The sequence below is a fragment of the Herminiimonas sp. NPDC097707 genome, assembly GCF_044761395.1.
Lineage (GTDB): Bacteria > Pseudomonadota > Gammaproteobacteria > Burkholderiales > Burkholderiaceae_D > Oxalicibacterium.
Genome location: NZ_JBIWCI010000001.1, coordinates 1,858,517 through 1,881,873 on the forward strand (window position 1 = coordinate 1,858,517; position 23,357 = coordinate 1,881,873).

General features: G+C 55.6%; 20 protein-coding genes. 4 read left to right on the forward strand and 16 right to left on the reverse strand.

The annotated features are described in order from the left end of the window. Positions 1 to 121 precede the first annotated feature (121 nt). On the forward strand, positions 122 to 949 hold the full coding sequence (locus tag ACIQW9_RS08975) for a symmetrical bis(5'-nucleosyl)-tetraphosphatase (protein ID WP_402335627.1): 828 nt from the start codon (positions 122 to 124) through the stop codon (positions 947 to 949). Here the strand turns inward: ACIQW9_RS08975 and ACIQW9_RS08980 are convergent. From ACIQW9_RS08980 to ACIQW9_RS09005, 6 genes are read right to left on the reverse strand one after another with little or no spacing between them, the layout of a single operon-like run. Then, positions 946 to 1,692, reverse strand: coding sequence for a lysophospholipid acyltransferase family protein (locus ACIQW9_RS08980; protein ID WP_402335630.1), 747 nt, complete (start codon positions 1,690 to 1,692; stop codon positions 946 to 948). The genes ACIQW9_RS08975 and ACIQW9_RS08980 overlap by 4 nt on opposite strands. Before the next feature lie 51 nt (positions 1,693 to 1,743). Next, complete coding sequence (locus ACIQW9_RS08985; protein ID WP_402335632.1) at positions 1,744 to 3,042, reverse strand: dihydroorotase; 1,299 nt, start codon at positions 3,040 to 3,042, stop codon at positions 1,744 to 1,746. A gap of 3 nt (positions 3,043 to 3,045) precedes the next feature. Beyond that, positions 3,046 to 4,005 carry an aspartate carbamoyltransferase catalytic subunit gene (locus ACIQW9_RS08990; protein ID WP_402335634.1) on the reverse strand — a complete coding sequence of 320 codons (960 nt, stop codon included), beginning with the start codon at positions 4,003 to 4,005 and terminating at the stop codon, positions 3,046 to 3,048. Further along, positions 3,998 to 4,516 (reverse strand): bifunctional pyr operon transcriptional regulator/uracil phosphoribosyltransferase PyrR, encoded by a 519-nt coding sequence (gene pyrR, locus ACIQW9_RS08995; protein ID WP_402335636.1) that lies wholly within the window; start codon positions 4,514 to 4,516, stop codon positions 3,998 to 4,000. The genes ACIQW9_RS08990 and pyrR overlap by 8 nt, the downstream gene beginning before the upstream one ends. After that, entirely contained in the window at positions 4,491 to 4,886 is a 396-nt protein-coding gene (ruvX, locus tag ACIQW9_RS09000; protein WP_011872114.1) for a Holliday junction resolvase RuvX, read from the reverse strand. The genes pyrR and ruvX overlap by 26 nt, the downstream gene beginning before the upstream one ends. Before the next feature lie 21 nt (positions 4,887 to 4,907). After that, positions 4,908 to 5,585: a YqgE/AlgH family protein gene (locus ACIQW9_RS09005; protein ID WP_402335639.1), complete on the reverse strand. Its 678-nt coding sequence runs from the start codon at positions 5,583 to 5,585 to the stop codon at positions 4,908 to 4,910. A gap of 106 nt (positions 5,586 to 5,691) precedes the next feature. On the opposite strand from ACIQW9_RS09005, the gene ACIQW9_RS09010 reads away from it, so the two are divergent. After that, positions 5,692 to 7,173 (forward strand): cryptochrome/photolyase family protein, encoded by a 1,482-nt coding sequence (locus tag ACIQW9_RS09010; protein WP_402335642.1) that lies wholly within the window; start codon positions 5,692 to 5,694, stop codon positions 7,171 to 7,173. Positions 7,174 to 7,234: 61 nt separating this feature from the next. Here the strand turns inward: ACIQW9_RS09010 and ACIQW9_RS09015 are convergent, their stop codons facing one another. The 6 genes from ACIQW9_RS09015 to ACIQW9_RS09040 all read right to left on the reverse strand — a co-directional run bounded on the left by ACIQW9_RS09015 (position 7,235) and on the right by ACIQW9_RS09040 (position 17,285). Beyond that, entirely contained in the window at positions 7,235 to 13,147 is a 5,913-nt protein-coding gene (locus ACIQW9_RS09015) for an Hpt domain-containing protein (RefSeq protein WP_402335645.1), read from the reverse strand. Positions 13,148 to 13,290: 143 nt separating this feature from the next. After that, positions 13,291 to 15,564 (reverse strand): methyl-accepting chemotaxis protein, encoded by a 2,274-nt coding sequence (locus ACIQW9_RS09020; protein ID WP_402335646.1) that lies wholly within the window; start codon positions 15,562 to 15,564, stop codon positions 13,291 to 13,293. A gap of 51 nt (positions 15,565 to 15,615) precedes the next feature. Then, the gene (locus ACIQW9_RS09025) at positions 15,616 to 16,188 is read right to left on the reverse strand and encodes a chemotaxis protein CheW (protein ID WP_402335649.1); all 573 of its coding nucleotides are present in this window, start codon (positions 16,186 to 16,188) and stop codon (positions 15,616 to 15,618) included. Positions 16,189 to 16,197: 9 nt separating this feature from the next. Then, positions 16,198 to 16,563: a response regulator transcription factor gene (locus ACIQW9_RS09030; protein WP_011872120.1), complete on the reverse strand. Its 366-nt coding sequence runs from the start codon at positions 16,561 to 16,563 to the stop codon at positions 16,198 to 16,200. A gap of 21 nt (positions 16,564 to 16,584) precedes the next feature. Further along, positions 16,585 to 16,986 carry a PleD family two-component system response regulator gene (locus ACIQW9_RS09035; protein WP_402335653.1) on the reverse strand — a complete coding sequence of 134 codons (402 nt, stop codon included), beginning with the start codon at positions 16,984 to 16,986 and terminating at the stop codon, positions 16,585 to 16,587. 146 nt (positions 16,987 to 17,132) lie between these two features. After that, entirely contained in the window at positions 17,133 to 17,285 is a 153-nt protein-coding gene (locus ACIQW9_RS09040; protein ID WP_402337960.1) for a rubredoxin, read from the reverse strand. A 95-nt stretch (positions 17,286 to 17,380) separates the two neighbouring features. Between ACIQW9_RS09040 and ACIQW9_RS09045 the strand changes: the two genes are divergently transcribed. Then, positions 17,381 to 18,226 (forward strand): hydroxymethylpyrimidine/phosphomethylpyrimidine kinase, encoded by an 846-nt coding sequence (locus tag ACIQW9_RS09045; protein WP_402335655.1) that lies wholly within the window; start codon positions 17,381 to 17,383, stop codon positions 18,224 to 18,226. Positions 18,227 to 18,253: 27 nt separating this feature from the next. Next, positions 18,254 to 19,540, forward strand: coding sequence for a glutamate-1-semialdehyde 2,1-aminomutase (gene hemL / locus ACIQW9_RS09050; protein WP_402335658.1), 1,287 nt, complete (start codon positions 18,254 to 18,256; stop codon positions 19,538 to 19,540). Positions 19,541 to 19,586: 46 nt separating this feature from the next. Here the strand turns inward: hemL and corA are convergent, their stop codons facing one another. From corA to ACIQW9_RS09070, 4 genes are all read right to left on the reverse strand, one after another. After that, on the reverse strand, positions 19,587 to 20,555 hold the full coding sequence (gene corA, locus ACIQW9_RS09055) for a magnesium/cobalt transporter CorA (protein WP_402335661.1): 969 nt from the start codon (positions 20,553 to 20,555) through the stop codon (positions 19,587 to 19,589). 323 nt (positions 20,556 to 20,878) lie between these two features. Further along, entirely contained in the window at positions 20,879 to 21,577 is a 699-nt protein-coding gene (gene mtgA / locus ACIQW9_RS09060) for a monofunctional biosynthetic peptidoglycan transglycosylase (RefSeq protein ID WP_402335663.1), read from the reverse strand. A 37-nt stretch (positions 21,578 to 21,614) separates the two neighbouring features. Continuing rightward, on the reverse strand, positions 21,615 to 22,427 hold the full coding sequence (gene aroE / locus ACIQW9_RS09065; protein WP_402337963.1) for a shikimate dehydrogenase: 813 nt from the start codon (positions 22,425 to 22,427) through the stop codon (positions 21,615 to 21,617). A gap of 9 nt (positions 22,428 to 22,436) precedes the next feature. Further along, positions 22,437 to 23,327, reverse strand: a complete 891-nt coding sequence (locus ACIQW9_RS09070; RefSeq protein WP_402335666.1) for a TonB C-terminal domain-containing protein — start codon at positions 23,325 to 23,327, stop codon at positions 22,437 to 22,439. Between the last annotated feature and the right edge of the window lie 30 nt (positions 23,328 to 23,357).

Consider the following 23,357-nt stretch of genomic DNA (forward strand, 5'->3'; position numbering starts at 1 on the left):
CCTTATTTATAATGCGAATATGCCGCAATGCAATCACCTGCCGATCTGAAGCGGTACATGCGCGCAATGTCTGATTCCATTCAGGCTACTATGTGCATCACACTCTCATTTCTGTCCATTCATGACTACTTACGCAATTGGCGACCTGCAGGGCTGCCACACGCAACTGCTGGCGCTGCTGGATAAAATCGATGCAATCACGCCGCAGGCGCAACTGGTCTTCGTCGGCGACATCGTCAATCGTGGCCCGAAATCTCTGGCGACACTGCGCCATATATATGGCTTGAGACAGCGTGCCCGCATCGTGCTCGGCAATCACGATTTGAATTTGCTGGCAGTCGCCTGCGGCTTGCGCAAACCGCACCATGCAGACACTCTCGATGACATACTCGCGGCACACGATCGTGAAGAATTGCTGACCTGGCTGCGCCATCAACCGCTGGCATTGGAACAGGATGGGCATTTGTGCGTGCATGCCGGCGTGTTGCCGCAATGGAGTACGCAACAAACGCTGGCATTGTCACGTGAAGTGGAAGCTGTATTGCAAAGTGAAAACTGGGTAGCGTTTTTGCAGCAGATGTACGGCAATGAGCCAGCACGCTGGGACGATGATCTGCAAGGCGCGGATCGTTTACGCTGCATCGTCAATGCATTGACGCGCCTGCGCTTTTGTCGGCCGGATGGCAGCATGGATTTCAAAACCACCGAAGCCGCAGAAAATGCGCCGGACGGCTTGCTGTCATGGTTCGATTGTCCGGATCGCAAAACCGCCGATAGCACCGTTGTATTCGGTCACTGGTCTACACTAGGCTTGCTGATGCGACCCAATCTCTTGGGCCTGGATACCGGCTGTGTATGGGGCGGCAAGCTGACCGCTGTCAATCTGCAGGATAGAACGACCATACAGGTGGCTTGTCCGCAGCATCAGCGGCCGGGCAAAAAAAACTAGGCCGCCTGCTCCGCACGTTCGACATAGCCGAGCGTATCTGCAATGGCCGCACGCGCTGCCTGCGCCAGCTCGCGTCTGTGCGTACCGGCTGTATCTATCGTCGGCAGCACGATCAGTTGCGCCGTCATTTTGCGCGTCTTCATGATCAGCAGCATGCTATCGACAAAGCTCATGTCGCCAATAAAATCTGCCGCTGCATGCAGATTGCCGTGCTCATCCACATAGCGTATGGCGTACGGCTGCACCGGCACATGCGCTTCAATCGCGGCTTCAAACAGATTCGGATGAAAAGGCAACAGCCCGCCTTGCGCGACCGTCGTACCTTCGGGGAAAAATGCAATGCGCTCGCCGGCTTCTATGCTGTGCACCAGGCCTGCATACACCCGTCTTACTTCGCGCTGCTTGCCGCGTGCAATAAAGATCGTGCCGCCTTGCGCGCACAACCAGCCCAGCACCGGCCAGTTGCGTATATCCGCCTTTGCAACAAAGCGGCATGGCTGCTGCGAATTGATGACGAATATATCCAGCCACGAAACATGATTGGCCACGATCAGCGCAGGATGTACCGGCGCTGCGCCGGGCAGCAAATCCACCTTGATGCGCAGGATGGACAACAAGCCTGCCGCCCATTTTTGACTGAGTCTATCGTGGCTTGCCGCCGCGACCCAGGGGAAAATGAACGCCGCAGTAGCCAGGCCACGCAACAAATGCAGCATCACGCGCACAAACGGCACAACGATCATGCACGCTCCTGCGAGCAAAGGAATAGATACATCTGCATCATCAACGAGAACCTAGCGTTGATACGCGATATGGCCCGCCACGATCGTCGTCTTCACCTGCCCACTCAATTCATAGCCGAGGAAAGGCGTATGTTTACCCTGGCTGGCCAGTGCTTTGGCAGCCACCGTCCAACGCGCTGCCGGATCGAACAGGCAGATATCGGCCACGCTGCCAAGCGCCAACTGCCCTGACGGCAGACCGACTACGCGAGCAGCATCGGCGGTGATCTTGGCGATCGCCTGCACCAACGATTGCCTGCTCGATTGCTTGTCTTGATCGGCGCAATTTTCGGCCCACTTCAAGGCCAGCGACAGCAGCAATTCCAGCCCGGTAGCGCCTGGCGATGCCTCGCCGAAAGGCAGCAGTTTTTCATCATCATCGACCGGCGTATGGTCGGAACAGATGGCATCGATGGTGCCGTCCAGCAGAGCGCGGTGTATCGCATCGCGATCGCGCTGACTGCGCAAAGGCGGCGTCAGGCGCGCGTTGGAATCAAAGAAGCCGATATCGTTTTCAGTCAGGTGAATATGGTGTGCGCCCACGTCGCAGCTGATCGGCAAACCTTCCTGCTTCGCCGCCCGTACCAACTCCAGTCCTGCTGCACTGGACATGCGACACAGATGCACGCGCGTGCCGGTGACGCGGACCAGTTCCAGTATCGTATGCAAAGCGATTGTCTCGGCCATGACCGGCACGCCGGACAAACCCAGACGCGAGGCAACCGGTCCGCTGTGCGCCACGCCCTTGCGACCCAGATGTGGATCTTGCGGACGCAACCAGACTGTGTAGTCAAACGTTTTCGCGTACTGCATCGCGCGCAACAGCACGGTGGTATCGAGTATCGGCTGATCGGCTTGCGCAAAACCGATACAGCCGGCATCGGTGAGCTCCGCCATCTCGGTCAGCGCTGCGCCCTTCAAGCCCATCGTCAAGGCGCCGAGCGGATAGACATGCGCCTGATTCAAGGATTTGGCTCTGTGCTTGAGCATCTCGACCAAGCCCGGCTCGTCCAGCACCGGATCGGTATCCGGCGGACAGATCAAGCTGGTAACGCCACCCTGTATCGCCGCCTGCATCTCGGATTCCAGTGTGGCCTTGTGCTCGTAACCGGGTTCGCGCAAGCGCGCACTCAGATCGACAAAACCGGGCGCGACCACCAGACCGCTGGCGTCAATCACCTTGGCGGCGACAAACCCTTCCGGCGCTTGTCCTATGCCGACAATTTTTCCTGCTGCGATAAAGACATCCTGTTTTGCATCGACGCCGTTGGCCGGATCGATCAGATGGCCGTTCTTGATGTGGATTTTCATCTTTTAATTTCCCGCCAAAATACTCATCACTGCCATCCGCACCGCAATGCCGAATGTCACTTGCGGCAGTATCACTGCCTGCTTGCCGTCCGCCACTGCCGATTCGATTTCGACGCCACGATTCATCGGGCCTGGATGCATGACGATCGCATCCGGCTTGGCCAGCGCCAGACGCTCTGTGGTCAAACCGTAGCTCTTGAAGAATTCCTGTGCCGACGGCAGCAAGGCGCCGCTCATGCGCTCGTTCTGCAAGCGCAGCATGATGATGACGTCGACATCTTTCAAACCCTTGTCGATGTCAGTGAAAACACGCACACCCATTTGCTCGAGCCCGCTCGGCAGCAAGGTGCGCGGACCGATGGCGCGCACTTCCGGCACACCCAAAGTCGTCAGCGCATGGATATCGGAGCGCGCCACGCGGCTGTGCAAGATGTCACCGACGATGGCAACCGTCAGATTGCTGAAATCCTTCTTGTAGTGACGGATCGTGTACATATCCAGCAAACCCTGGGTCGGGTGTGCATGACGGCCATCGCCGGCATTGACGACGTGCACATGCGATTGCCCGGTATCGCTCAGATGTTTTGCGATCAGATAGGGAGCACCCGATTCCGCATGACGCACGACAAACATATCGGCGTGCATTGCGGCCAGATTGTCTATCGTATCGAGCAGCGATTCGCCTTTGCTGGAGCTCGATGCGGAAATATTCAGGTTGATCACGTCGGCCGACAGGCGCTTCGACGCGATTTCAAATGTAGTACGCGTGCGCGTTGAATTTTCAAAGAACAGATTGAATACGCTCTTGCCGCGCATCAGCGGCACTTTTTTCACTTCGCGATCGCCGATACTGACAAACGACGATGCCGTATCGAGGATGTGAATGATGTTGGACTTTGGCAGTCCTTCTATCGTGAGCAAATGTTGCAACTCACCGTTTTTATTCAATTGCGGATTAAGCATGATCCACCGTCAGGGAAAAGCGGCCGTCGTCGGCCCGTTGAAGTACCAGCGATTGCTGGTCTGGAATGGAAATAGTCTGCGCCACAAAATCAGCGGCAATCGGCAACTCGCGACCGCCACGATCAGCCAATGCCGCCAGCATGATGCGCGCCGGGCGGCCGTAGTCAAACAGTTCATTGATCGCCGCGCGCGTGGTGCGGCCGGTGTAGAGCACGTCATCCACCAGCAGTATGGTGGCGCCATCGACATCGAATGGAATCTGCGTAGGTTTGATGTCGGGACGCAAACCTTTTTCCGCAAAGTCATCGCGATAAAAAGAGACGTCGATAAAGCCCAGACGTTCAGTCAGTTGCAGCTCCGCTGCCAGGCGTTCTGCCAGCCACGCGCCGCCGGAATAAATGCCGACGATGGCGACGTTCTCGGCTTTTGCCAAGCCGGTTTTTACTTGTTGCGCCAGCTGTTGATACAAGGCTTCGGCGTCGAGTTCAGGATTTGGATTCGGTATGGTCATCGAAGTATTGTTGCAAGATGATTGCAGCTGCCTGATCGTCGATCAGATCGCCGCGTTGATGAGAAATCACTGCGGATGAATAACGCTCATCCACCAGCACCGTTGCCACGTCAAAACGTCCATGCAATTGATTCGCGAAGCGGCGGCAGCGCACTGTCATTTCATGCTCTGCGCCATCCGGGTGGCGCGGCAGGCCGACGATGCACAAGGCGGGTTGCCACTGCGTGACCAGCTCGGCGATCGCCGCAAATTTTGCGTCGTTGGTCGCCGCGCTGATGATCGTCAGCGGTTGCGCCTGCTTCAATAAGGTATTGCCAACTGCCACGCCGATACGCTTCAAGCCGAAATCGAAACCCAGTACGGTTTCCACTAGGATGCAGCCCCATCGTCGTCACGCATGGCCGGCCTCGCCGCTCAGCATCATCGGATCGATGCCGAGCAATTTGAGCGCGGCAACGAAGCGCTGTTCCAGCGGCAGATCGAACATGATGTCCGGATCGGCACGCACCGTCAGCCAGCCGTTGCGCACAATTTCATCTTCCAGCTGACCCGCGCCCCAGCCGGAACAACCGAGGCTGACCAGCATGCGCTGCGGCCCGGCGCCCATAGCAACCGCTTCGAGTATGTCTTTTGATGTCGTCAGTGCAATGTCGCCGGCAACCGGCATCGTCGACGAGAAATTCCCCCGCGGCGCATGCAGCACAAAACCGCGATCAGCTTGCACCGGGCCGCCGTACATCACCGGTGTTTTTTCCAGTGGCAGTCTATCCGGTGCGATTTCCAGCTTCAGATCGATACGACTGAGCAAAACGCTCACCGTCATATCGGTCGGTTTGTTGATAATCACACCCAGGGCGCCATTCGCATTATGTTCACACAGATACACGACCGTGCCACCGAAAACCGGGTCCAGCATGGAAGGCATCGCAATCAGGAAATGATCGGCCAGATTCAGCTCATTGCGTGAGGCTATATTGGAAGATTCTTCAGGAGTTGCAGAAAAATCGAGGGATTCCCAGGGTGAACCGGGCTCGCTAGGGGATTTGCTGGACTTACGTTGCTTCGACATGGCCTTATTTTAGCAGTTTTGGACGAATTTTCTGCTCCAAACCGTGCATAGCATGGTTTTTTCCTGCATTCTTTCCTCTCGCCATTTTGCTGGGTATTTGTTCTCCATGCTCCGATTTGAAAAGACACTGGTTTGGTTTCGCCGCGATTTACGTAGCGTTGACCATGCCGCACTCCACCATGCGCTCACGCAGAGCCGGCAGGTTTACTGCGTCTTCATCTTCGACCGCGCCATTCTGGATGCATTGCCCAGGGCCGACCGTCGCGTCGAATTCATACACGCCAGTTTGATGGAACTAGCGCAGGCCTTGCGGGCGCTAGGCGGCGGTCTGATGGTACGGCATGCATGGGCCGAAACAGCCATACCCGAACTGGCCATCGAACTGGACGTAGATGCGGTATTTGCCAACCACGATTACGAACCGCAGGCGATGGCACGCGATGCAAAAGTGGCTGCTGCGCTTCAGGCCGCTGGCCGCTCACTGCATACGTACAAGGATCAAGTCATTTTTGAAAAAAATGAGGTACTGACGCAGACTGAAAAACCTTTTTCAGTTTTTACTCCGTACAAAAATGCCTGGCTGAAAAAATTGCATGCGGAATCGGATGCGGCCTGTCTGCAGGCTTATGAAATCGAAGCATACGGCGACCGCTTTGCCTCCATAGCCGACAGCGACAATGACATTCCGACGCTGGCACAACTCGGTTTTGAAAAAACCAATCTGTCTGCATTGAATATCCCGACCGGCATGCAAGGCGCGCAGGACTTGCTCGATGATTTTGTCGCGCGCATGCAGCGCTACGATCAGACACGCGATTTTCCGGCGCTCAAGGGACCGTCCTATTTATCCGTGCACCTGCGCTTCGGTACGGTTTCCATTCGCGCCCTTGTACGGCGCGCACTTGATGCGATGCGTACAGGCACAGGTGGCAGTGGTGCAGCAGTCTGGCTGTCGGAACTGGTGTGGCGCGATTTTTACTTCGTGATCCTGTTTCAGCATCCACGCGTAGTCGGCCATGCATTCAAAGCGGATTACGATGCGATCACATGGGAGAGCGGCGATCATGCGCGGCGCCTGTTTCAGGCCTGGTGCGATGGGCAAACCGGATATCCGCTGGTCGATGCCGCGATGGCGCAATTGAACCAGACCGGTTACATGCACAACCGCTTGCGCATGGTGACGGCATCCTTTCTGATCAAGGACCTGGGCATAGACTGGCGCTGGGGCGAACACTACTTCGCGGAGAGATTGAACGACTTCGATCTTGCTGCCAATAACGGCGGCTGGCAATGGGCATCATCTTCCGGTTGCGATGCGCAGCCCTACTTCCGCATCTTCAATCCCATCACACAGTCGGAAAAATTTGATCCGCAAGGAAAATTCATACGACGCTATCTGCCCCAACTAGCCAAATTATCTGATCGGCATATTCATGCGCCATGGCGTGCGCCGGCACTGGAGTTAAAAATGGCTGGAGTCGAAATCGACCATAATTACCCCGGCCCGCTGGTGCAGCATGACGAAGCGCGTGCACGCACCTTGCAGCGTTACGCAGTGCTCAAAAAAGTCGCCACCCATATTGAATAAAATTAATATGCAGAATAAAAAATCCCGCACATGTGCGGGATTTTTTACGTATGCGCAGCGATCAACTCACCGGCATTTCCCTCTTGATGAAGCCTGCGATCAACTTGACCAACGCCTCTTCCTGATAGGGTTTTCCAAGATATTCATTCACGCCCAGCTCCATCGCGTAATTACGGTGCTTGCTGGCGGTACGTGAAGTAATCATGATGATAGGAATATCACGGGTACGTTCATCGTTGCGAATATTGCGCGTCAGATCAAAACCGTCCATACGTGGCATTTCGATATCGACCAGCATCACGTCGGGCGTAACCGATTGCAGGTGTTGCAATGCATCTACGCCATCCTTGGCCAGCACTACCTGATAACCTTCACGCGTCAGCAGGCGCTGCGTCACGCGACGCACCGTCAACGAATCGTCAACCACCATCACGATATGCTGAGTGCGCAAACCCTGCACCGGCTCGACGCGACGCGCCACCGGCTCGAACGTCGCCATTTCGGCTACCGCACCCATATCGCCAGGCGCATCGGAAGGCGTCAAACGCGGCGCACGAATATTTTCATTTGCGACGCGCTGCGCCAGCGGCACCGGATTCAGGATCAATACGATTTCACCCGAACCGAGCACCGTGGCACCGGCAATGCCTATCATGCGCGACAATTGCGGCCCGATATTCTTGACCACGACTTCCCGATTGCCGAGAATTTCATCGACGTGCAAGGCAACCCTGTCGTTACCGCTCTTCAAAATCATTAGAGGTGAATATTGCTGCGTGACAGGTGCGGCATCGGTATCGCCCAGCAATGCCGACAGGTAATGCATAGGCACACGTTGCGACTGCCACATCACCGCGCCTTCGTTGTAGGCAGTCGCCAGCGGACCGTTTTTCAGTTGCTGAACCTGCTCCACCAGCACTGATGGAATCGCATAGGTTTTGCCGCCAGTCGAAAGAATCACCACTTGCGTGACCGCCAGCGTCAAGGGCAAGTGGATAGTGAAATACGCACCCTTGCCCGGCTCCGAGGCGATCGCGACGCGGCCGCCCAGCGATGCCGCTTCCGAGCGCACCACATCCATGCCGATACCGCGCCCTGCCAGTTCGGTAATTTCTTCCGCCGTCGAAAAACCCGGATGGAAAATCAGATCGGTGACTTCAGCATCGGACAATGCATCCTCCGCTTTCACCAAACCGTTTTGCAGCGCCTTGCTGCGTATGCTGTTGAGGTTCAGGCCCTGGCCGTCATCGGAAAAATGAATGACGACTTCATTACCCTCTTGCCGAATTTCAATGCGCAATTCACCTGTTTCGCTCTTGCCGGCGACGCGACGTTTTTCACGTGACTCGATACCGTGCACGATGGCATTGCGCAGCAGATGTTCAAACGGACCGGCCATTTTCTCCAGCACGCTGCGATCGACCTCTACCGCGCTGCCGCGAATATCCAGATTGACGCGCTTGTCCATTTCCTTGGCCGTCTGCCGCGTCACGCGATACAGACGTTCAGAGATACTGGCAAATTGCACCATGCGCACCCGCATCAGATCCTGTTGCAAATCACGCGTCAGACGCGCCTGATTTGTCAGATCGGTGCTGGCACTATCGATAGTACGACTCAAGTTTTGCTGGACCGAGCCAACGTCGTTGACGCTTTCCGCCATCATCCGCGTCAATTCCTGCAGTCGCGTGAAGCGATCGAATTCCAGCGGATCGAATTCGCGATCGGACGATACGCCCATGTGCGAAGTGATCTGCGATTCCGCCTGCATTTCGATTTCACGCAATTGTTCGCGCAAACGTATAACGTTTTCCGACAACTCGCCCATCGATGCACGCAGGGTGCCGACTTCCGTTTCCAGCTTGGAGCGCGAGATCGATACCTCACCCGCTTGATTGACCAGACGATCGAGAATATCGGCCCGCACGCGCACCAGAGGAACCGGTGCCGCTGTCGCCAGCGTCCGCGATGCGGCAGTGGTCTCTGTTGCGATCGGGGCTGTGCGATGGCCCGTCACCGGCATCAGGCTCTGAATGAGCGGCAACTCTTCCGCAGCAGGAGCAGCTGCGGTATTTTCTTCATCAGTGCCGGCAGCATCAGGGGCTTGTTGCCTGATCGCATCCGGGTTTTGCAATTGTTCAAACAACTGCAGCCCATGATCATGGCGCGCCAGCAAATCTTCCAGCGCAGCGGCAGAAGGATAGCCTGCATGCGTGATGTTTTCGATCCGCGTTTCCATCTCGTGCATATGCTGGCCGAGCAACATCGCCCCCGCCATGCGCGCACTGCCTTTGACCGTATGCAAAATTCGCAGGATGGATTGCGGCAATGCCACATCACCCAGATTCTGCTGCCATGCACGCAAGGCCTGTCCCATCTGCGGCAACATGTCACTGCCTTCTTCGATGAAGACCGGCAGCAGATCGGTATCGATCTCATCCTTGATCGTCAGCGCAGGATCGGTCAGCTCGTCATGATCTTTGGGATAAACAGGTTCTTCAAACGGCGCGGCTTCCGTCTCCATGGTGAGATGAACCGGCTCCGCCTCAAACGCCGCTGAAATATCGACAACATTGTCAGCGACCGACACTACATCGGCGGCGAGTTCAGACACTTCTGTTTCTGCAGGGGCCTCGGCTACAACTTGTACTGGCCGGGCGGCACGGAATTCAAAATCTCCCGGCATGCGCTCCAGTATCTCCACCTGTTCCGGTTCCGCATCCGGCATTTCACCCAGCGCGAACATTTGCAGCATGAAACGTATCCGCTCCACGCCATGTTCCAGCGTGTCGTATTCCGAGATCAGCAATTTGACCGGTTTTCTGGCCAGATACTGCAACACCGCTTCAAGCGCATACGCAATCTGCTGCAAAGGCTTGAAACCGACTGTGGCGGAACTGCCGGCCAATGAATGCGCAGCATGTACGGCTTGGATATTGACGTGACGATCCGGCTCATGGCGCCACTCGGCAAAATCCTGCGACAACAGGCGTACCAGCTCGTCGGTTTCGGCCAGATAAATATTGTGCAGCGGCAGACTGATTTCCAGATCGCCTATGTATTTAACGTTGTCATTCGACCTCGCCATGGCAGGCGGCTGACCGGGAAAATCCAACACCTCCGCAATCGGCAACTGCGCGGCATCGAGCGGCATGTCGTCTATCTGCAAATGATCGAGCTCGCCGACCGACAAAATCGGTTCTGCCGCGGCCAATGCGGACGCGTCCTCGACACTTGCATTGAATTGATGGAATTGCGCCAACTCTTCATCGCTCAACTGCAGCTCTTCAGGCTCCGTCGCCTGCAGGGGCTCCTGGCTACTGAAGTCCGCCGCATGATCCCCCTCGCTGTCAGCTACCGTCTCTTCAACTGCCGTATTTTCAAACGTTGCTGCACCCTCGTCAAAAGATGGCGCTGACAGCAATTCATCCGATGCATCGTAATAGAAGCCCGTACCGTTCCTTACCCCGTCAGCGGCATTGATCAGCGCATGGCCGCTGCGATCGGAACGACCCTGCGTTTGCAAATCGTTGACCCATGCATCCAGTACCTGCACCGCATTTTCCAGCAGTGCATACAGCTCGGAATCGCCACCACGTGTTTCCGACAGGCGTACATTCAATACCTGCTCAACGCTCCAGGCCGCTTCACCAAGGGCCATCAGGCCAACCATGCGGCCACTGCCTTTCAGTGTGTGAAACGAACGCCGCAAGGTAGTGAGAAACTCCTGATTGTGCGGCGCATTGCGCGAATCGGGAATCGTCTGCTTGACGCAATCCAGTACCTCCACCGCTTCGGACAGAAAAATTTCCAGCAGCTCGGCATCTATCGCCTCATCGCTTGCAGGCGCCACCAGAGGCGCAATCTCTTTTACATGCGATGCAACTTTTGCCGGTGCCGTCGCCAGTGCAATATCTTCCATCGCATCCGGTGACGCAACAAAATCCGGGTGCTCGAGCATGTCAATTACCGCGCGCGCCCTGTCGTTGGCTTCCGGGTTGTCCACCAGTGTGGCATCGAGACGCACCTGCTCCAGCGACTCCTTCAGTTGCTCCTGCAGCAAGGAATTATCCGGCTCGGCCGCCAGTGAGTGCGCCAGCTCTTCCGACTGTTTCTGATGCAAGGCCAGCTCGTTCTCTACCGTAGGCAAATCCGGAATTTCGGCATCCGGCACAATCGGCATTGCGCTTGTCAATTCCGATACCGGAACGACTACGACGTCCAGCACCGCATTCGACGCATTATTTTTTTCTGTCAGCCTGGCGCGGAAAATGCCATGCTCATCGTCAAACGAGAAACGATTTTTCACTCCATCCGGATGGAGTTGCAGCGTTTCAATAAAGAAACTCAAAGCGCCGACGTTCTGCGCAACCTGCTGGAATTTTTCCAGGTCAGGTATTTCTTCTGCCGCGATAAAACGACGTACCGCTTCCTGCGTATGCTGCACGGCGCGTACTGCATCGTCATAATCGAGCACCGACAGAGCGCCGCTGATTTGATACAGTACGCTGTCAATGCCGTCCAGACCGGCGCGCTGTTCAGGTTCGCGGAAATATTCATCCAGCATTTTCTCAACCTGACGCAAACTGGATTGCATTTCGCCTGCCAGTGCCGTCATGGTTTGACGTTCTTGCGCTTCGCGCGACATGTCATCCAGCCATTGCGCCGTATGCGTCATCGTTTCACCCGATACGGCAGACAGCAGACGTGTCGTCACGGCATCGGCGCGCTCGGCAAAATCATCTGCCAGATGACTGATCTGCTGCAGCGCATTTTCCACAAACAGCAGACTGGTGGCGATTTCCAGGCTCAGGCTGTCGCCGGGCCGCGAATGCGCAGCATGACGCGCAATGCCGCTCAACTCACGTAACAGCTTCGCCAGCGCCGGTGCATTCAAGTGATTGCCGGCTTCAGCCAAGCCGCTCATTTCCTGCTCAAACGATTGCGCCACGCTGGCATCACCGCCGGCTATCCGATTCCACAAATTCTTCGCTTGCGTCAGTCGTTCCTTGGCTGTTGCCAATGCCTGCGCATCGATCTGGCCATAACGTTTTTTCTCATAATCGTTAGGCACGACGCCATCGAGTTGATAGGCGCTACGGATTTGCTGAGCGGCAGCCGAAGGTTGTTCAACCCGCGCAATGAAAAACAGCGCATCGCGCAACAGTCTTTCAGCAATACTCGACGAGCCTTCGCTTAAACGACGAATCTGCAGATTGATGCGCGCGAACAGTTGTTTGACATACAGTTCGTTCGACACCTGACCGGCAGAAACCGCATCGGCAAACCCATGCATGACCCACCAGAAACTGCGCGCCTGCTGCGTGCTTTGCGCCTGCTCGACGTGCAAGACGATATCGCGCATGGTTTTCGCGCTGGCCTGAGCAGCGTCGCCATTCGCCTCCTTCAGGAACATCAGCAAGGCGCGTTCAAAACGTTTGCGCAAAGCGACGTAATCGTCAGGCGTCAATGCAATCGACGCCGATGGCAATTGCGGACGGATTGCCAGATTGGGGAAAAACAGATCGGCTGGATGTATGCGTTCAGCACCACGTACTTGCAGCAGGGAGCGGTAATAAGGGAACAAGCGCACCGGTTGATGCGGCAAACCAGCCAGCAATTCTTCCAGATATTCCAGCAGCGCCTGATAGGCATGTGCAATCACATGCACGCTGTCATCGGTCAGGGTCAGCTGGCCTGAGTCAAAACGATCAAATAAATCCTCGACCGTTTCGGTAATGATGGCAACCCCATCGACATCGACTATTTGCAAGGCGCCATGTGCCTGATGCAGATAGGTTTTGGCGTGACGCAAAGTGGTGGATTGCGTTTCCGGATCTTGCGTCAAGGCTTCGCCTAATGCGACTTTGGAACGCGTCAGTGCTTCGCCGATTTCAGCGATGACCCAGGACAGCGGGCCGGTATCGAAATTATCCTTGTCACCTTGCGGCAAGGAGGAGTTGGGGGTATTCATGACTGCCTCGCGGGTGCGGGGTGATCAATCGCCACTCGGATCAATCACCGCAATTGCTGTTGGGCCTCAAATCAATGCATGCCTGCAAATCAGCCGCGCGAACAACACGCATCGAGATCGAGACACGCATCAAGACAAATGGATCAAGCCGTTACACGGAACCGTGAAACCGAATTTTTCAGCTCTTCGGCCAGCTTCGACAATTCGCGAATCGAATGCGCAGTTTGCTGCGTACCCTCTTGCGTCTGCTCGGTAACAGTCAGAATGCCTTGAATATTCTGCGCCACGCCATTGGCCGATGTCGCCTGCTGCTCGGTCGCGGATGAAATATCCTGAATCAGCTCTGCCAGACGATTCGACACGCGTCGAATATCGGACAGTGCCGCACCGGCAGCATCGGAAAGTTTCGCTCCCTCGACCACACCCTGCGTCGATTTTTCCATGGCGGCAACCGCATCGTGGGTATCGGTTTGAATGGTACGCACCAGCGCACCGATCTGCTTGGTCGCTTCGCCGGAACGTTCCGCCAGACGTTGCACCTCTTCCGCCACCACCGAGAAACCGCGCCCTGCCTCACCGGCCGATGCGGCCTGAATTGCCGCGTTCAGCGCCAGCACGTTGGTCTGTTCGGTAATATCGGAAATCAGTTCGGTGATCTCGCCAATTTCCTGCGAGGATTCACCGAGGCGTTTAATACGCTTGGAAGTTTCCTGAATTTGTTCGCGGATCTCGTTCATGCCCTTGATCGCATTTTCCACCGCACGCGAACCTTGTTCTGCCGCCGTCACCGACTGACGCGCAACTTCTGCCGATTCACTGGCGGATTTTGAAACGTCGGTAATCTGCACCGCCATTTCCAGTACCGCCTGGCCGGTTTCCTGAATGTCGCGTGACTGCTTGTGCGACGCTTCCAGCAATTCGGTTGAAATATTCTGCGCCGTGTTGGATGCCGATGTAACCAGCTCTGCCGTGTTCGTCACCCGTCCGACCAGACCGCGCAACTCTTCCACCGTGTAGTTGACCGAATCGGCAATCGCGCCGGTAATATCCTCGGTCACCGTCGCCTGTACCGTCAAATCGCCATCGGCTACTTCCTGCAATTCATTCATCAAGCGCAAAATAGCGGCCTGATTCTGATCGTTTGCCTGTTTCGCTTCCTCTTCCTGCTTCCGCGCTTCCAGACGTTGACCCTCAGCTTCTTCACGGCGTGCATCCGCTTCATTCGTTCTGTTGCGGCTATCCTGCAGCAGCACCAAGGCAATACCGGCGGCTGACAGCAAAGCGACAAATACGCTGGCCAGCATCAGCCAGAACGGCAAGGTAAAGGAATCCTGCTGCGTGCGATAGCTTTGCTGCAGGTCGGTCAAACGCTGCTTCAAGGCTTCGTTTTCCTTGAAGATCAATTCCTGCGCCTGTTTCGCCGCGATAAAGTTTTGCAGATTACCCAGAATCTGCGCGATCGATTTTTGATAATCGGCAAATGCAGCCTGCAATTCGACCAGTTTTTCACGCGTATCCGGCTCAGTTGTTTTCGTCAGGCGCAGAACTTCGCTGCCATTCAGAAAGCCATCGGTAATATCGCGGAAAGTGTTGGTATCCTTGCCCAGCAAGAAGGCAGTTTCCGGGTTCACACCCTCGGAACTCAGAAACTCATTCGCGCTACGCGCCAGACGCTGCGTCAACATCACCAGTTGACCGGCCGCGGCAATTTCACGCGGTGTGGCGCCACTTTGCGATTTGAGCGTGGAAATCTGCTCGGTCAATTCCAGCAAGTTAGGAGAAATACCGTTCAACACTTCCAGCGTCTTGCCGAAACCTGTCAGCGGGCCTTCCAGTTTCAGAATCGTGGCAGCTGCCTTGTCGGAGCCGGCCCATAGTTTTTGCACTTCCTGCAAGGCGACTTCCATTTTTGCATCAGGCGCGCTGATGTCGCGGCCCTGATAGACGCCACCTTTGGACAAAATCGCCAGGTCGTTATTGAATTCCTTGCGGCTGTCAGCCAATTGCTTGAATGCTTCCTTGTTACCCTGAATCGCATTCGGCGTTGCCTTGCCGACCCGTTGCGAGTGCATCAGCGCGTCGCCGGCGATCTGCGTCTGCGTCGATGTCAGTGCGGAATACTCTGCGTTCAGCCACACGAATACAGCACCCAGAACCAGCGAGGAACCGAGCGCGATCAGCAGAATACGAACCTGTTTCTGCAGCGGCAGCTTGCCGATCAAGGGCAGACGAATATCGCCGCTTTTTTGCAGAACGTCGCCGATGTATGTCGCGTTGGGATTGATGTTGGCGCGCGCCGCACGTAGCGCCTTGGCATCCACAGGAGTTGTCGTATCGGCCGCTATATCGCCGTAGGTATCCGCTCCCTGTGCGGCCGCCTCTTTCTTGTTCTTGGAAAGCGGTAATTTAAACGCCATACTGGTTCTCCTGACTCTGTTTATACTGCGTTCGAGTTATCGTTCCCGAACTCATAGACCAACATGCAAAAATTGAGGGTTTTGTATTACTAAAGAAAGATCCAGTTCGCACCAGACTTGCGACTCGCGATCTATATAACGCTTGCTGACCCAGGGTGCGGACTGTTCGCCGTCAGTCTGCTGTTCCATTTCAGCGACGTTATGCAAACCCAGCACACGCGACACCAGCAAGCCGCTATTGAATGAAAGCGCCGGCGAAAACGCCACGATGCGGCAATCCTTGTCTATCGTTGTCGGTGCCTGCCCCTGAAAGCTGGCAAAATCAATCACGCTGATCAAATTTCCGCGAATATTTGCCAAGCCAAGAAACCAGGGCTGCGTCAACGGCACGGCAGTAATCGTGCCGACCGAAACAATTTCGCCCGCTGTCTGCAGATCCAGCAACCAGCGATTACCGCCTATCATCACGCCGAGTTGATTGACGCGCGTATCTTCGCCGCTGCGCGCAGTTTGCATGCGCTCCACCAATTGCGCCTGAAATTCGCGCAAGCGCGTACGGCGGGTGCCGACATCCGCTTTGGCGAATATCTTCCCCGTTTGCAGATCCGACGTAGACTGGCTCATAGGAGGTGATTACCCGAGGGCAGCAATTTTCGACAGCAGCTCGGCCGGATCAACCGGTTTGACGATGTAGTCGCGCGCGCCTTGACGCAAGCCCCAGATGCGGTCGGTTTCCTGACCTTTGCTGGTGCAGATAATGATAGGCACGTCTTGCGTTTCCGGATCGCGCGTGATTGCGCGCGTGATCTGAAAACCGTTCTGGCCCGGCATCACGATATCCATCAGGATCAATTGCGGCTTGTCTGCCTTGATCTTCAGCAACGCTTCTTCGCCATTTTCGGCAGTGGAAACGGAGAAACCTTTTTTCACCAGAATATCGGTCAGGAAATAACGTTCGGTCGGAGAGTCATCAACGATAAGAATTTTTTGAATGGCCATCTGAAACCTTTAAATCAAAATTTATTTTGCGACTGCTTCTGCCGTGTACTCGCGTACGGTTTTGAGCAGACTGTCTTTAGTGAATGGCTTGGTGAGGTAGGCATCTGAGCCGACCATTGCGCCGCGCGCCCGATCAAACAAGCCATCCTTGGACGACAACATAATCACTGGCGTGGAATGAAATTTGGCACTCTTCTTGATCAACGCGCAGGTTTGATAACCATCGAGGCGAGGCATCAAGATATCGCAGAAGATAAGCGCCGGCTTGTGATCGTTCATTTTTGCGAGCGCATCAAAGCCGTCATCCGCCAGCACGACCTTGTAACCTGCCTGACCAAGAAAGATCTCGGCCGACCGACGAATAGTGCTGCTATCGTCGATCACCATGATTTTCATGTCTGTGCTATCCAGTGATATTGTCATGAGTCATCTCGTTAAACTGTGTCCACAATATAAGGTGCATCAGTAACAAAAAGCAAGATTCTTTAAGCCAAGTCTCCCCGTGCAAATCAATGCCCGTGGTTTTTCAACAAAAATACCAAAGTCGCAACACCGGACGAAAATAGCGACTAGATCGCCACCATCTCGAAATCTTCCTTGCGTGCACCGCATTCCGGGCAAGTCCAGTTCATCGGCACATCGGCCCAGCGGGTTCCTGCAGCAATGCCTTCTTCCGGCAAACCGGTGACTTCGTTGTAAATCCAGCCGCAAATCAGGCACATCCAGGTTTGAAACGGTTCATTCGAATTTTCGTTAATGCTCACGGCAGACAGCCCTTCAAGTAAAATGCATAATCAGCTATCTTAATATACCCGCCGTGCAAAACCAAACTTCTCCGCTTATATTGACCTTTGGCCCGACTGATCCGGTGGGTGCCGTCGGCATTCAGGCCGATCTGGCCTCTTTTGCCGCCATGGGTTGCCACGGCCTGTCCGTCGTCACCGCGCTATTCATCGGCGATACCGCACGAGTCGAAGACATGCAGATCATTGATGCCGACTGGGTATCCGATCAGGCGCGCGTGGTACTGGAAGACATGCCGGTAGCCGCCTTCAAGGTCGGCGCTGTCGGCAGCGTGGAAAACGTTTCCGCCATTGCAGAAATCGTTTCCGACTATCCGGACATCCCGCTGATTTTCGATCCCTTCCTGTCCTCGCTGCCCGATCAGGGAGCGGAAGGCGAAGACATGCTGATGGCGATACGCGAGTTGCTGGTCCCGCAAACCACCGTTTTAATTCTCTCCAATGTCGAACTGGCACGCATGGCTGAAACCTGGCGCGAACCGTCAGAAGAAGACATGATGGCAGTCGATGCTATGCGTTTGATCGAAATGGGCTGCGAATATGTATTCGTCACCGGCACGCCATCCGATTTGACTGACGTTGCCAACACGCTGTTCGATGAAGGCGGCATCATCCGTCGCGACAACTGGCAACGCATTTCCGGCTCATACAGCGGTGCCGGCGCCACACTGGCCGCAACCATTGCGGCATTACTGGCAAATGGCCTGGACATTCCGGAAGCCACATTCGAAGCACAGGAATTCACCGTTGCCTCTATCGCCAATGCACAGCGTCTGGGCATGGGCAAGCTGGTGCCCGACCGCTATTTCTGGGCGCGTGAATCTGACGAAGAAATCGATCTCACGCCGCCACTTCAGTAACTTCTTTTTTCATTTCACGGTTCTCGCATGTCATCCAATAACGAAATTCTTTTCGCCCGCGCCCAAAAAAGTACGCCGGGCGGCGTCAATTCGCCAGTCCGCGCCTTCCGTTCCGTCGGCGGTACGCCGCGCTTCATTACCCGCGCTGAAGGTCCTTACTTCTGGGATGCCGACGACAGGCGCTACATCGATTACATCGGTTCGTGGGGGCCGGCCATTGTCGGTCACGCGCACCCGGACGTCGTCAAGGCGGTACAAGATGCGGCGACACGCGGCCTAAGTTTCGGCGCGCCGACCGAAGGTGAAATCCGGATGGCGGAATTGATCTGCCAGCTGGTGCCATCGATCGAACAGGTGCGTCTGGTTTCCAGCGGCACCGAAGCGGCAATGAGCGCCCTGCGCCTGGCACGCGGCGCAACCGGCCGCGACAAGATCATCAAGTTTGAAGGCTGTTATCACGGCCATGCCGATTCGCTGCTGGTAAAAGCCGGCAGCGGCTTGCTGACCTTCGGCAACCCGACTTCCGCCGGCGTACCGGAAGATTTTGCCAAGCACACGCTGGTGCTGGACTATAACAATCCGCAGCAACTCGAAGATACGTTCAAGGAAATCGGCGACCAGATTGCCTGCGTGATCGTCGAGCCGGTTGCCGGCAACATGAATCTACTGCCTGCCACGCCGGAATTCCTGCAAGCCATGCGCCGCGTCTGTACGCAATACGGTGCCGTGCTGATATTCGATGAAGTAATGTCCGGCTTCCGCGTCGCGCTCGGCGGCGCGCAATCGATGTACGATATCAAGCCCGATCTGACGGTGCTGGGAAAAGTCATCGGCGGCGGCTTGCCGGTGGCGGCATTCGGCGGACGCACAGATTTGATGCAGCATCTGGCGCCACTCGGCGGCGTGTATCAGGCGGGAACATTGTCGGGCAATCCGGTCACCGTCGCAGCCGGCCTGGCAACGCTGAAGTTGATCCAGGTACCGGGATTCTATGAGTCGCTGGCAACACAAACCAGCAAACTGGTCGCGGGCTTGAGTGCCGCGGCGCGCACAGCGAATATCGCCTTCAGCGCCAATTCGGTCGGCGGCATGTTCGGCATGTACTTCGCCGCTGAAAAACCGCAGTCGTATTCGGAGATGATGAAATGCGATGTCGCGCATTTCAACACCTTCTTCCATGCCATGCTGGATGCGGGAGTTTATCTTGCGCCATCGGCGTTTGAAGCCGGCTTCGTGTCCGCACAGCACGACGATGCAATTATCGAGGCCAGCATTCAGGCTGCGCGTCAGGCATTTGCACAGTTGAGTCAATAAAAATTATCCACGCGCATTCTGCGATTATGCGCGTGGATAATTCATTTTATGTCTTGAGCCAGCCCCGACGACGGAAATACCAGAACGGTGCAATGGCAGAAGCGAGCATCAGCACGCCGGCCAGCGGATAGCCGAAGGTCCAATCCAGCTCCGGCATGACCTTGAAGTTCATCCCGTAAATACTGGCGATCAGGGTCGGCGGCAAAAATGCGACCGATGCGACGGAAAAAATCTTGATGATTTTATTCTGGTTGATGTTGATGAAACCGACCGTTGCATCCATCAGGAAGTTGATCTTGTCGAACAGGAAGGCGGTGTGTCCGTCCAGCGATTCGATATCGCGCATGATCTGCCGCGCCTCTTCAAACTGCTCGGCATTCAGCAAGCGCCCACGCATCAGAAAACTGACGGCGCGACGCGTATCCATCATGTTGCGCCGAATACGACCGTTCAAATCCTCTTCATGCGCAATCGCATTCAATGCACTGGCAGCATCCTTATCGGTCAGCTCTTCCTGCAGCACCGCCCGGCTCACTTCATCCAGGCTTTCATACACGCCTTCCAGCGCATCTGCCGAATATTCGGCATCGGTCGCATACAGATCAAGCAGGACATCCTTGTAATCGGCAATCGAGCCGGGACGCGAGCGCGCGCGCATGCGTACCAGACGGAAGATAGGCAAATCATCCGAATGCAGCGAGAACAACATATCCCTGGCCAGAATGAAAGCGACGGTAATGACCCGCGACGGACCATCATCTTCCTCCAGCAGGAAATCGGTACGCAGATGCAAATCGCCGTTTTCCGCTTCGTAATAACGGGCCGATGCTTCGATATCCTTGAAATTATCTTCGCCCGGCAAGGTCACGCCATAAATACTCCTGACCCAGTCGCGCTCTTCGTCGCTGGGATCGGTCAGGTCCACCCATACCGGCATGGAATTTTCCAGATCCTCGCGCCTGTCGATGTTGACCTGATTCAGGCGGCCATTTTGCAATACAAATACATTAATCATTAGCTCTCCCGGTCGCGCCAGAGACACCAGCCATTACTGATGAAACACACAACTCATCCTGCAGGGCAAACTCTACAGGGTTATAAATTTTGAGGGAACGCGGCCATGCAACAAACTACACAGGCCAGGACGCGACCACCCACCGAATCGGCGAGAGGCGCTAGGGAGCGTAAGCGTTAAGCGCTATCTCGCAGATTGACCGTCAAAAACGGCTGACAACATAAATAAGGACTACCCAAGACGGGTCTCCGGAAACGAAAACAGCGCAAGTGTACTGACAAGTCCAACGGCAGGCAAGCCACTCCGGTTGACATATTCTTTTGTTATCGCGGCAATTCAGCCGAACCCATACGACGCAGAATCAATCCCGTTCGACGTCCCAGATAAGCGGTGCCGCGATGCGTGTCGTAGAAACGCGGATTGGGCAACATGACCGCCAGCCGCGCCGCCTGTGGCGCACTCAGTTGAGCCGCCGACGTGCCGTAATAATGCTGGGCGGCCGCTTCGGCGCCAAAAACGCCGACGCCCCACTCGACTACATTTAAATAAATTTCAAAAATACGCTCTTTGTCCATCCAGTATTCGAGCATATAAGTAATCACCACTTCCTGCCCTTTGCGGATATAGCTGCGATCGCCGGACAGAAACAGATTCTTTGCCAGTTGCTGCGTGATGGTCGAACCGCCCGCCACCACCTTGCCTTTTTTGATATTTTTTTCATGGGCTTTTTCCAGCGCGCCCCAGTCTATGCCTTCATGGCCGGAAAAATTGGAGTCTTCCGAGGCGATGATCGCACGTTTCAGATTATTGGAAATGCGCTTGTACGGAACCCATTTATGCTTGAGCTGCGCTTGCGGATTCTTGTCCTGCAAGACCGATAATTGCTGCCGCATGAAGCTGGTCGACTCGGGATTGTGATTGACCCACCAGCCTATCTGCAAAAAGAAATAAAGCTGCATCAGCAAAACCAGCAAAATCGGCAGCAGTATCAGCCAGAACAACAGCTTGCGCAGAGTTTTCATTTTATCGATTCAAGTGGAAGCGCGGATCGCGCAAGATCTAGAGCTGCGCACGCAACTCTGCAAATACCGCAGCGGTCTCGGGGCGTACGTCGCGCCATAGATAAAACGATTCCGCCGCCTGCTCCACCAGCATGCCAAGTCCGTCGCGCACAGTCGCACCGTGTTGCGCCGCAAAGCGCATGAAGGCTGTCGGCTGTGCGCCATACATCATGTCGTAAGCCAGCGTATGCGCAGCAAAAACGCGCGGTGAAATCGGCGGCACTTCCGATGCCAGGCTGGCCGCCGTTGCGTTGATCACGATATCAAAGGAATCGTCCAGATCTGCAAATGCGCTGACTTTCAGACGCGGCTGCGCAGCAAATCGATGCGCCAGATCCAGCGCTTTGCTGTGTGTGCGATTGGCCAATACCAGTCTGGCCGGCTGTTCGTGCAGCAAAGGCAGGAGTACGCCGCGCGCCGCGCCACCGGCGCCCAGCAGGAGTACCGATTTATTGGCGATCGCAACCTTGGCATTGTGCACAATATCGCTGACCAGACCAAAGCCATCGGTATTGTCGCCCAGCATTTCAGCGCCATCGAACTTCAAGGTATTGACTGCGCCGGCAGCACGCGCGCGTTCGGTCAGCGCCGTCGCCAGCGCATACGCTTCCAGCTTGAAGGGCACCGTTACATTCAAACCCTTGCCGCCATTGCGCACGAAATCCTGCACTGTTGCCAGAAAGCCGTCCAACGGTGCCAGCAGATGTTCGTAACGCATATCCTGCTGCGTCTGTGCGGCGAATCGCGCATGAATATCCGGCGATTTGCTGTGTGCGATCGGATTGCCGATCACGGCATAGCGGTCAGTCATGGTGCTCACTCATTGTCCTCGTGTCTCTGTTTGCAGCGCGTCGTCGCGCGTGAAGCTGAAGCGCGTAATGATTTCCCATACATCGTCCTTGCCGCTGGAACGCATATGTTCGGGAAATTTACCGAAGGGGACGGAACGCCGGACGATATTCAATGCCGCCTGATCCAGCGCCGGATTGCCGGAAGAACGCTCAACCCGCGGCCCGCCATCCTTCATGTAGATCGTGCCATCCTGAAAAATCGGAATGAAGAGAATCAGATCGCCATATAACTTCTTGCCGTCTTTCTGCGGGAAGTTCAGCGTGCCGTATTTTTCTATCCGATCCTGAAAGGCTTTGTAATACGCAGCATAACCAACCTCGCGGGTACTCGGCGTTACCTGTGTTTTTTTCGGCCGCTTGTTGTAGTCCTCTACACTGCGCGCAATTTCCGCTTCGCGACGCAGCAAGGCTTTGGCGCTATCCAGCATATCGGTTGCATTGCGTTGTGGCGGCAGGTCTTTCACCGGCTCTACATCCGTCACCTGTGGCGCACGGAACGGGGTTTTCCTGGCTAACTGCGACAACAGCTTCTGCTGATGCCGCTCCAGTTCTTCTACCTTGCGTCTGGCCGCCTTGGCGCTATCGCCATCTTCGCTTTTACGCAAATCCGGCAACGGCGATTTGGCACGCCCGGCATCCGCATTACCGCCACCATCGAGATTGGCTTGCGCCAGCGCATCGGCTTTCAGCGGCGCCTTGTCGTGCTTGGCGTTGACCAGTATCACTTCCAGCCCGGGATCGGTCGGCTGGAACTTGAACGCTTCCGGTGCCGTGAAGTGCACAGCCAGCAACGCAGCATGCGCCAGCACGGACACGGCGACGGCGATGGTAAGAGGCCGATTCTGGAGTAAGGATTTCACGCGTGAAATGGCTGTCGCTAACAATAGAAG

Coding starts and splice junctions, on each gene's coding strand:
- ACIQW9_RS08975 (WP_402335627.1), top strand. CDS start 122: ATGACTACTTACGCAATTGGCGACCTGCAGGGCTGCCACACGCAACTG.
- ACIQW9_RS08980 (WP_402335630.1), bottom strand. CDS start 1,692: ATGATCGTTGTGCCGTTTGTGCGCGTGATGCTGCATTTGTTGCGTGGC.
- ACIQW9_RS08985 (WP_402335632.1), bottom strand. CDS start 3,042: ATGAAAATCCACATCAAGAACGGCCATCTGATCGATCCGGCCAACGGC.
- ACIQW9_RS08990 (WP_402335634.1), bottom strand. CDS start 4,005: ATGCTTAATCCGCAATTGAATAAAAACGGTGAGTTGCAACATTTGCTC.
- pyrR (WP_402335636.1), bottom strand. CDS start 4,516: ATGACCATACCGAATCCAAATCCTGAACTCGACGCCGAAGCCTTGTAT.
- ACIQW9_RS09005 (WP_402335639.1), bottom strand. CDS start 5,585: ATGTCGAAGCAACGTAAGTCCAGCAAATCCCCTAGCGAGCCCGGTTCA.
- ACIQW9_RS09010 (WP_402335642.1), top strand. CDS start 5,692: ATGCTCCGATTTGAAAAGACACTGGTTTGGTTTCGCCGCGATTTACGT.
- ACIQW9_RS09015 (WP_402335645.1), bottom strand. CDS start 13,147: ATGAATACCCCCAACTCCTCCTTGCCGCAAGGTGACAAGGATAATTTC.
- ACIQW9_RS09020 (WP_402335646.1), bottom strand. CDS start 15,564: ATGGCGTTTAAATTACCGCTTTCCAAGAACAAGAAAGAGGCGGCCGCA.
- ACIQW9_RS09025 (WP_402335649.1), bottom strand. CDS start 16,188: ATGAGCCAGTCTACGTCGGATCTGCAAACGGGGAAGATATTCGCCAAA.
- ACIQW9_RS09030 (WP_011872120.1), bottom strand. CDS start 16,563: ATGGCCATTCAAAAAATTCTTATCGTTGATGACTCTCCGACCGAACGT.
- ACIQW9_RS09035 (WP_402335653.1), bottom strand. CDS start 16,986: ATGACAATATCACTGGATAGCACAGACATGAAAATCATGGTGATCGAC.
- ACIQW9_RS09040 (WP_402337960.1), bottom strand. CDS start 17,285: ATGTGCCTGATTTGCGGCTGGATTTACAACGAAGTCACCGGTTTGCCG.
- hemL (WP_402335658.1), top strand. CDS start 18,254: ATGTCATCCAATAACGAAATTCTTTTCGCCCGCGCCCAAAAAAGTACG.
- corA (WP_402335661.1), bottom strand. CDS start 20,555: ATGATTAATGTATTTGTATTGCAAAATGGCCGCCTGAATCAGGTCAAC.
- mtgA (WP_402335663.1), bottom strand. CDS start 21,577: ATGAAAACTCTGCGCAAGCTGTTGTTCTGGCTGATACTGCTGCCGATT.
- aroE (WP_402337963.1), bottom strand. CDS start 22,427: ATGACTGACCGCTATGCCGTGATCGGCAATCCGATCGCACACAGCAAA.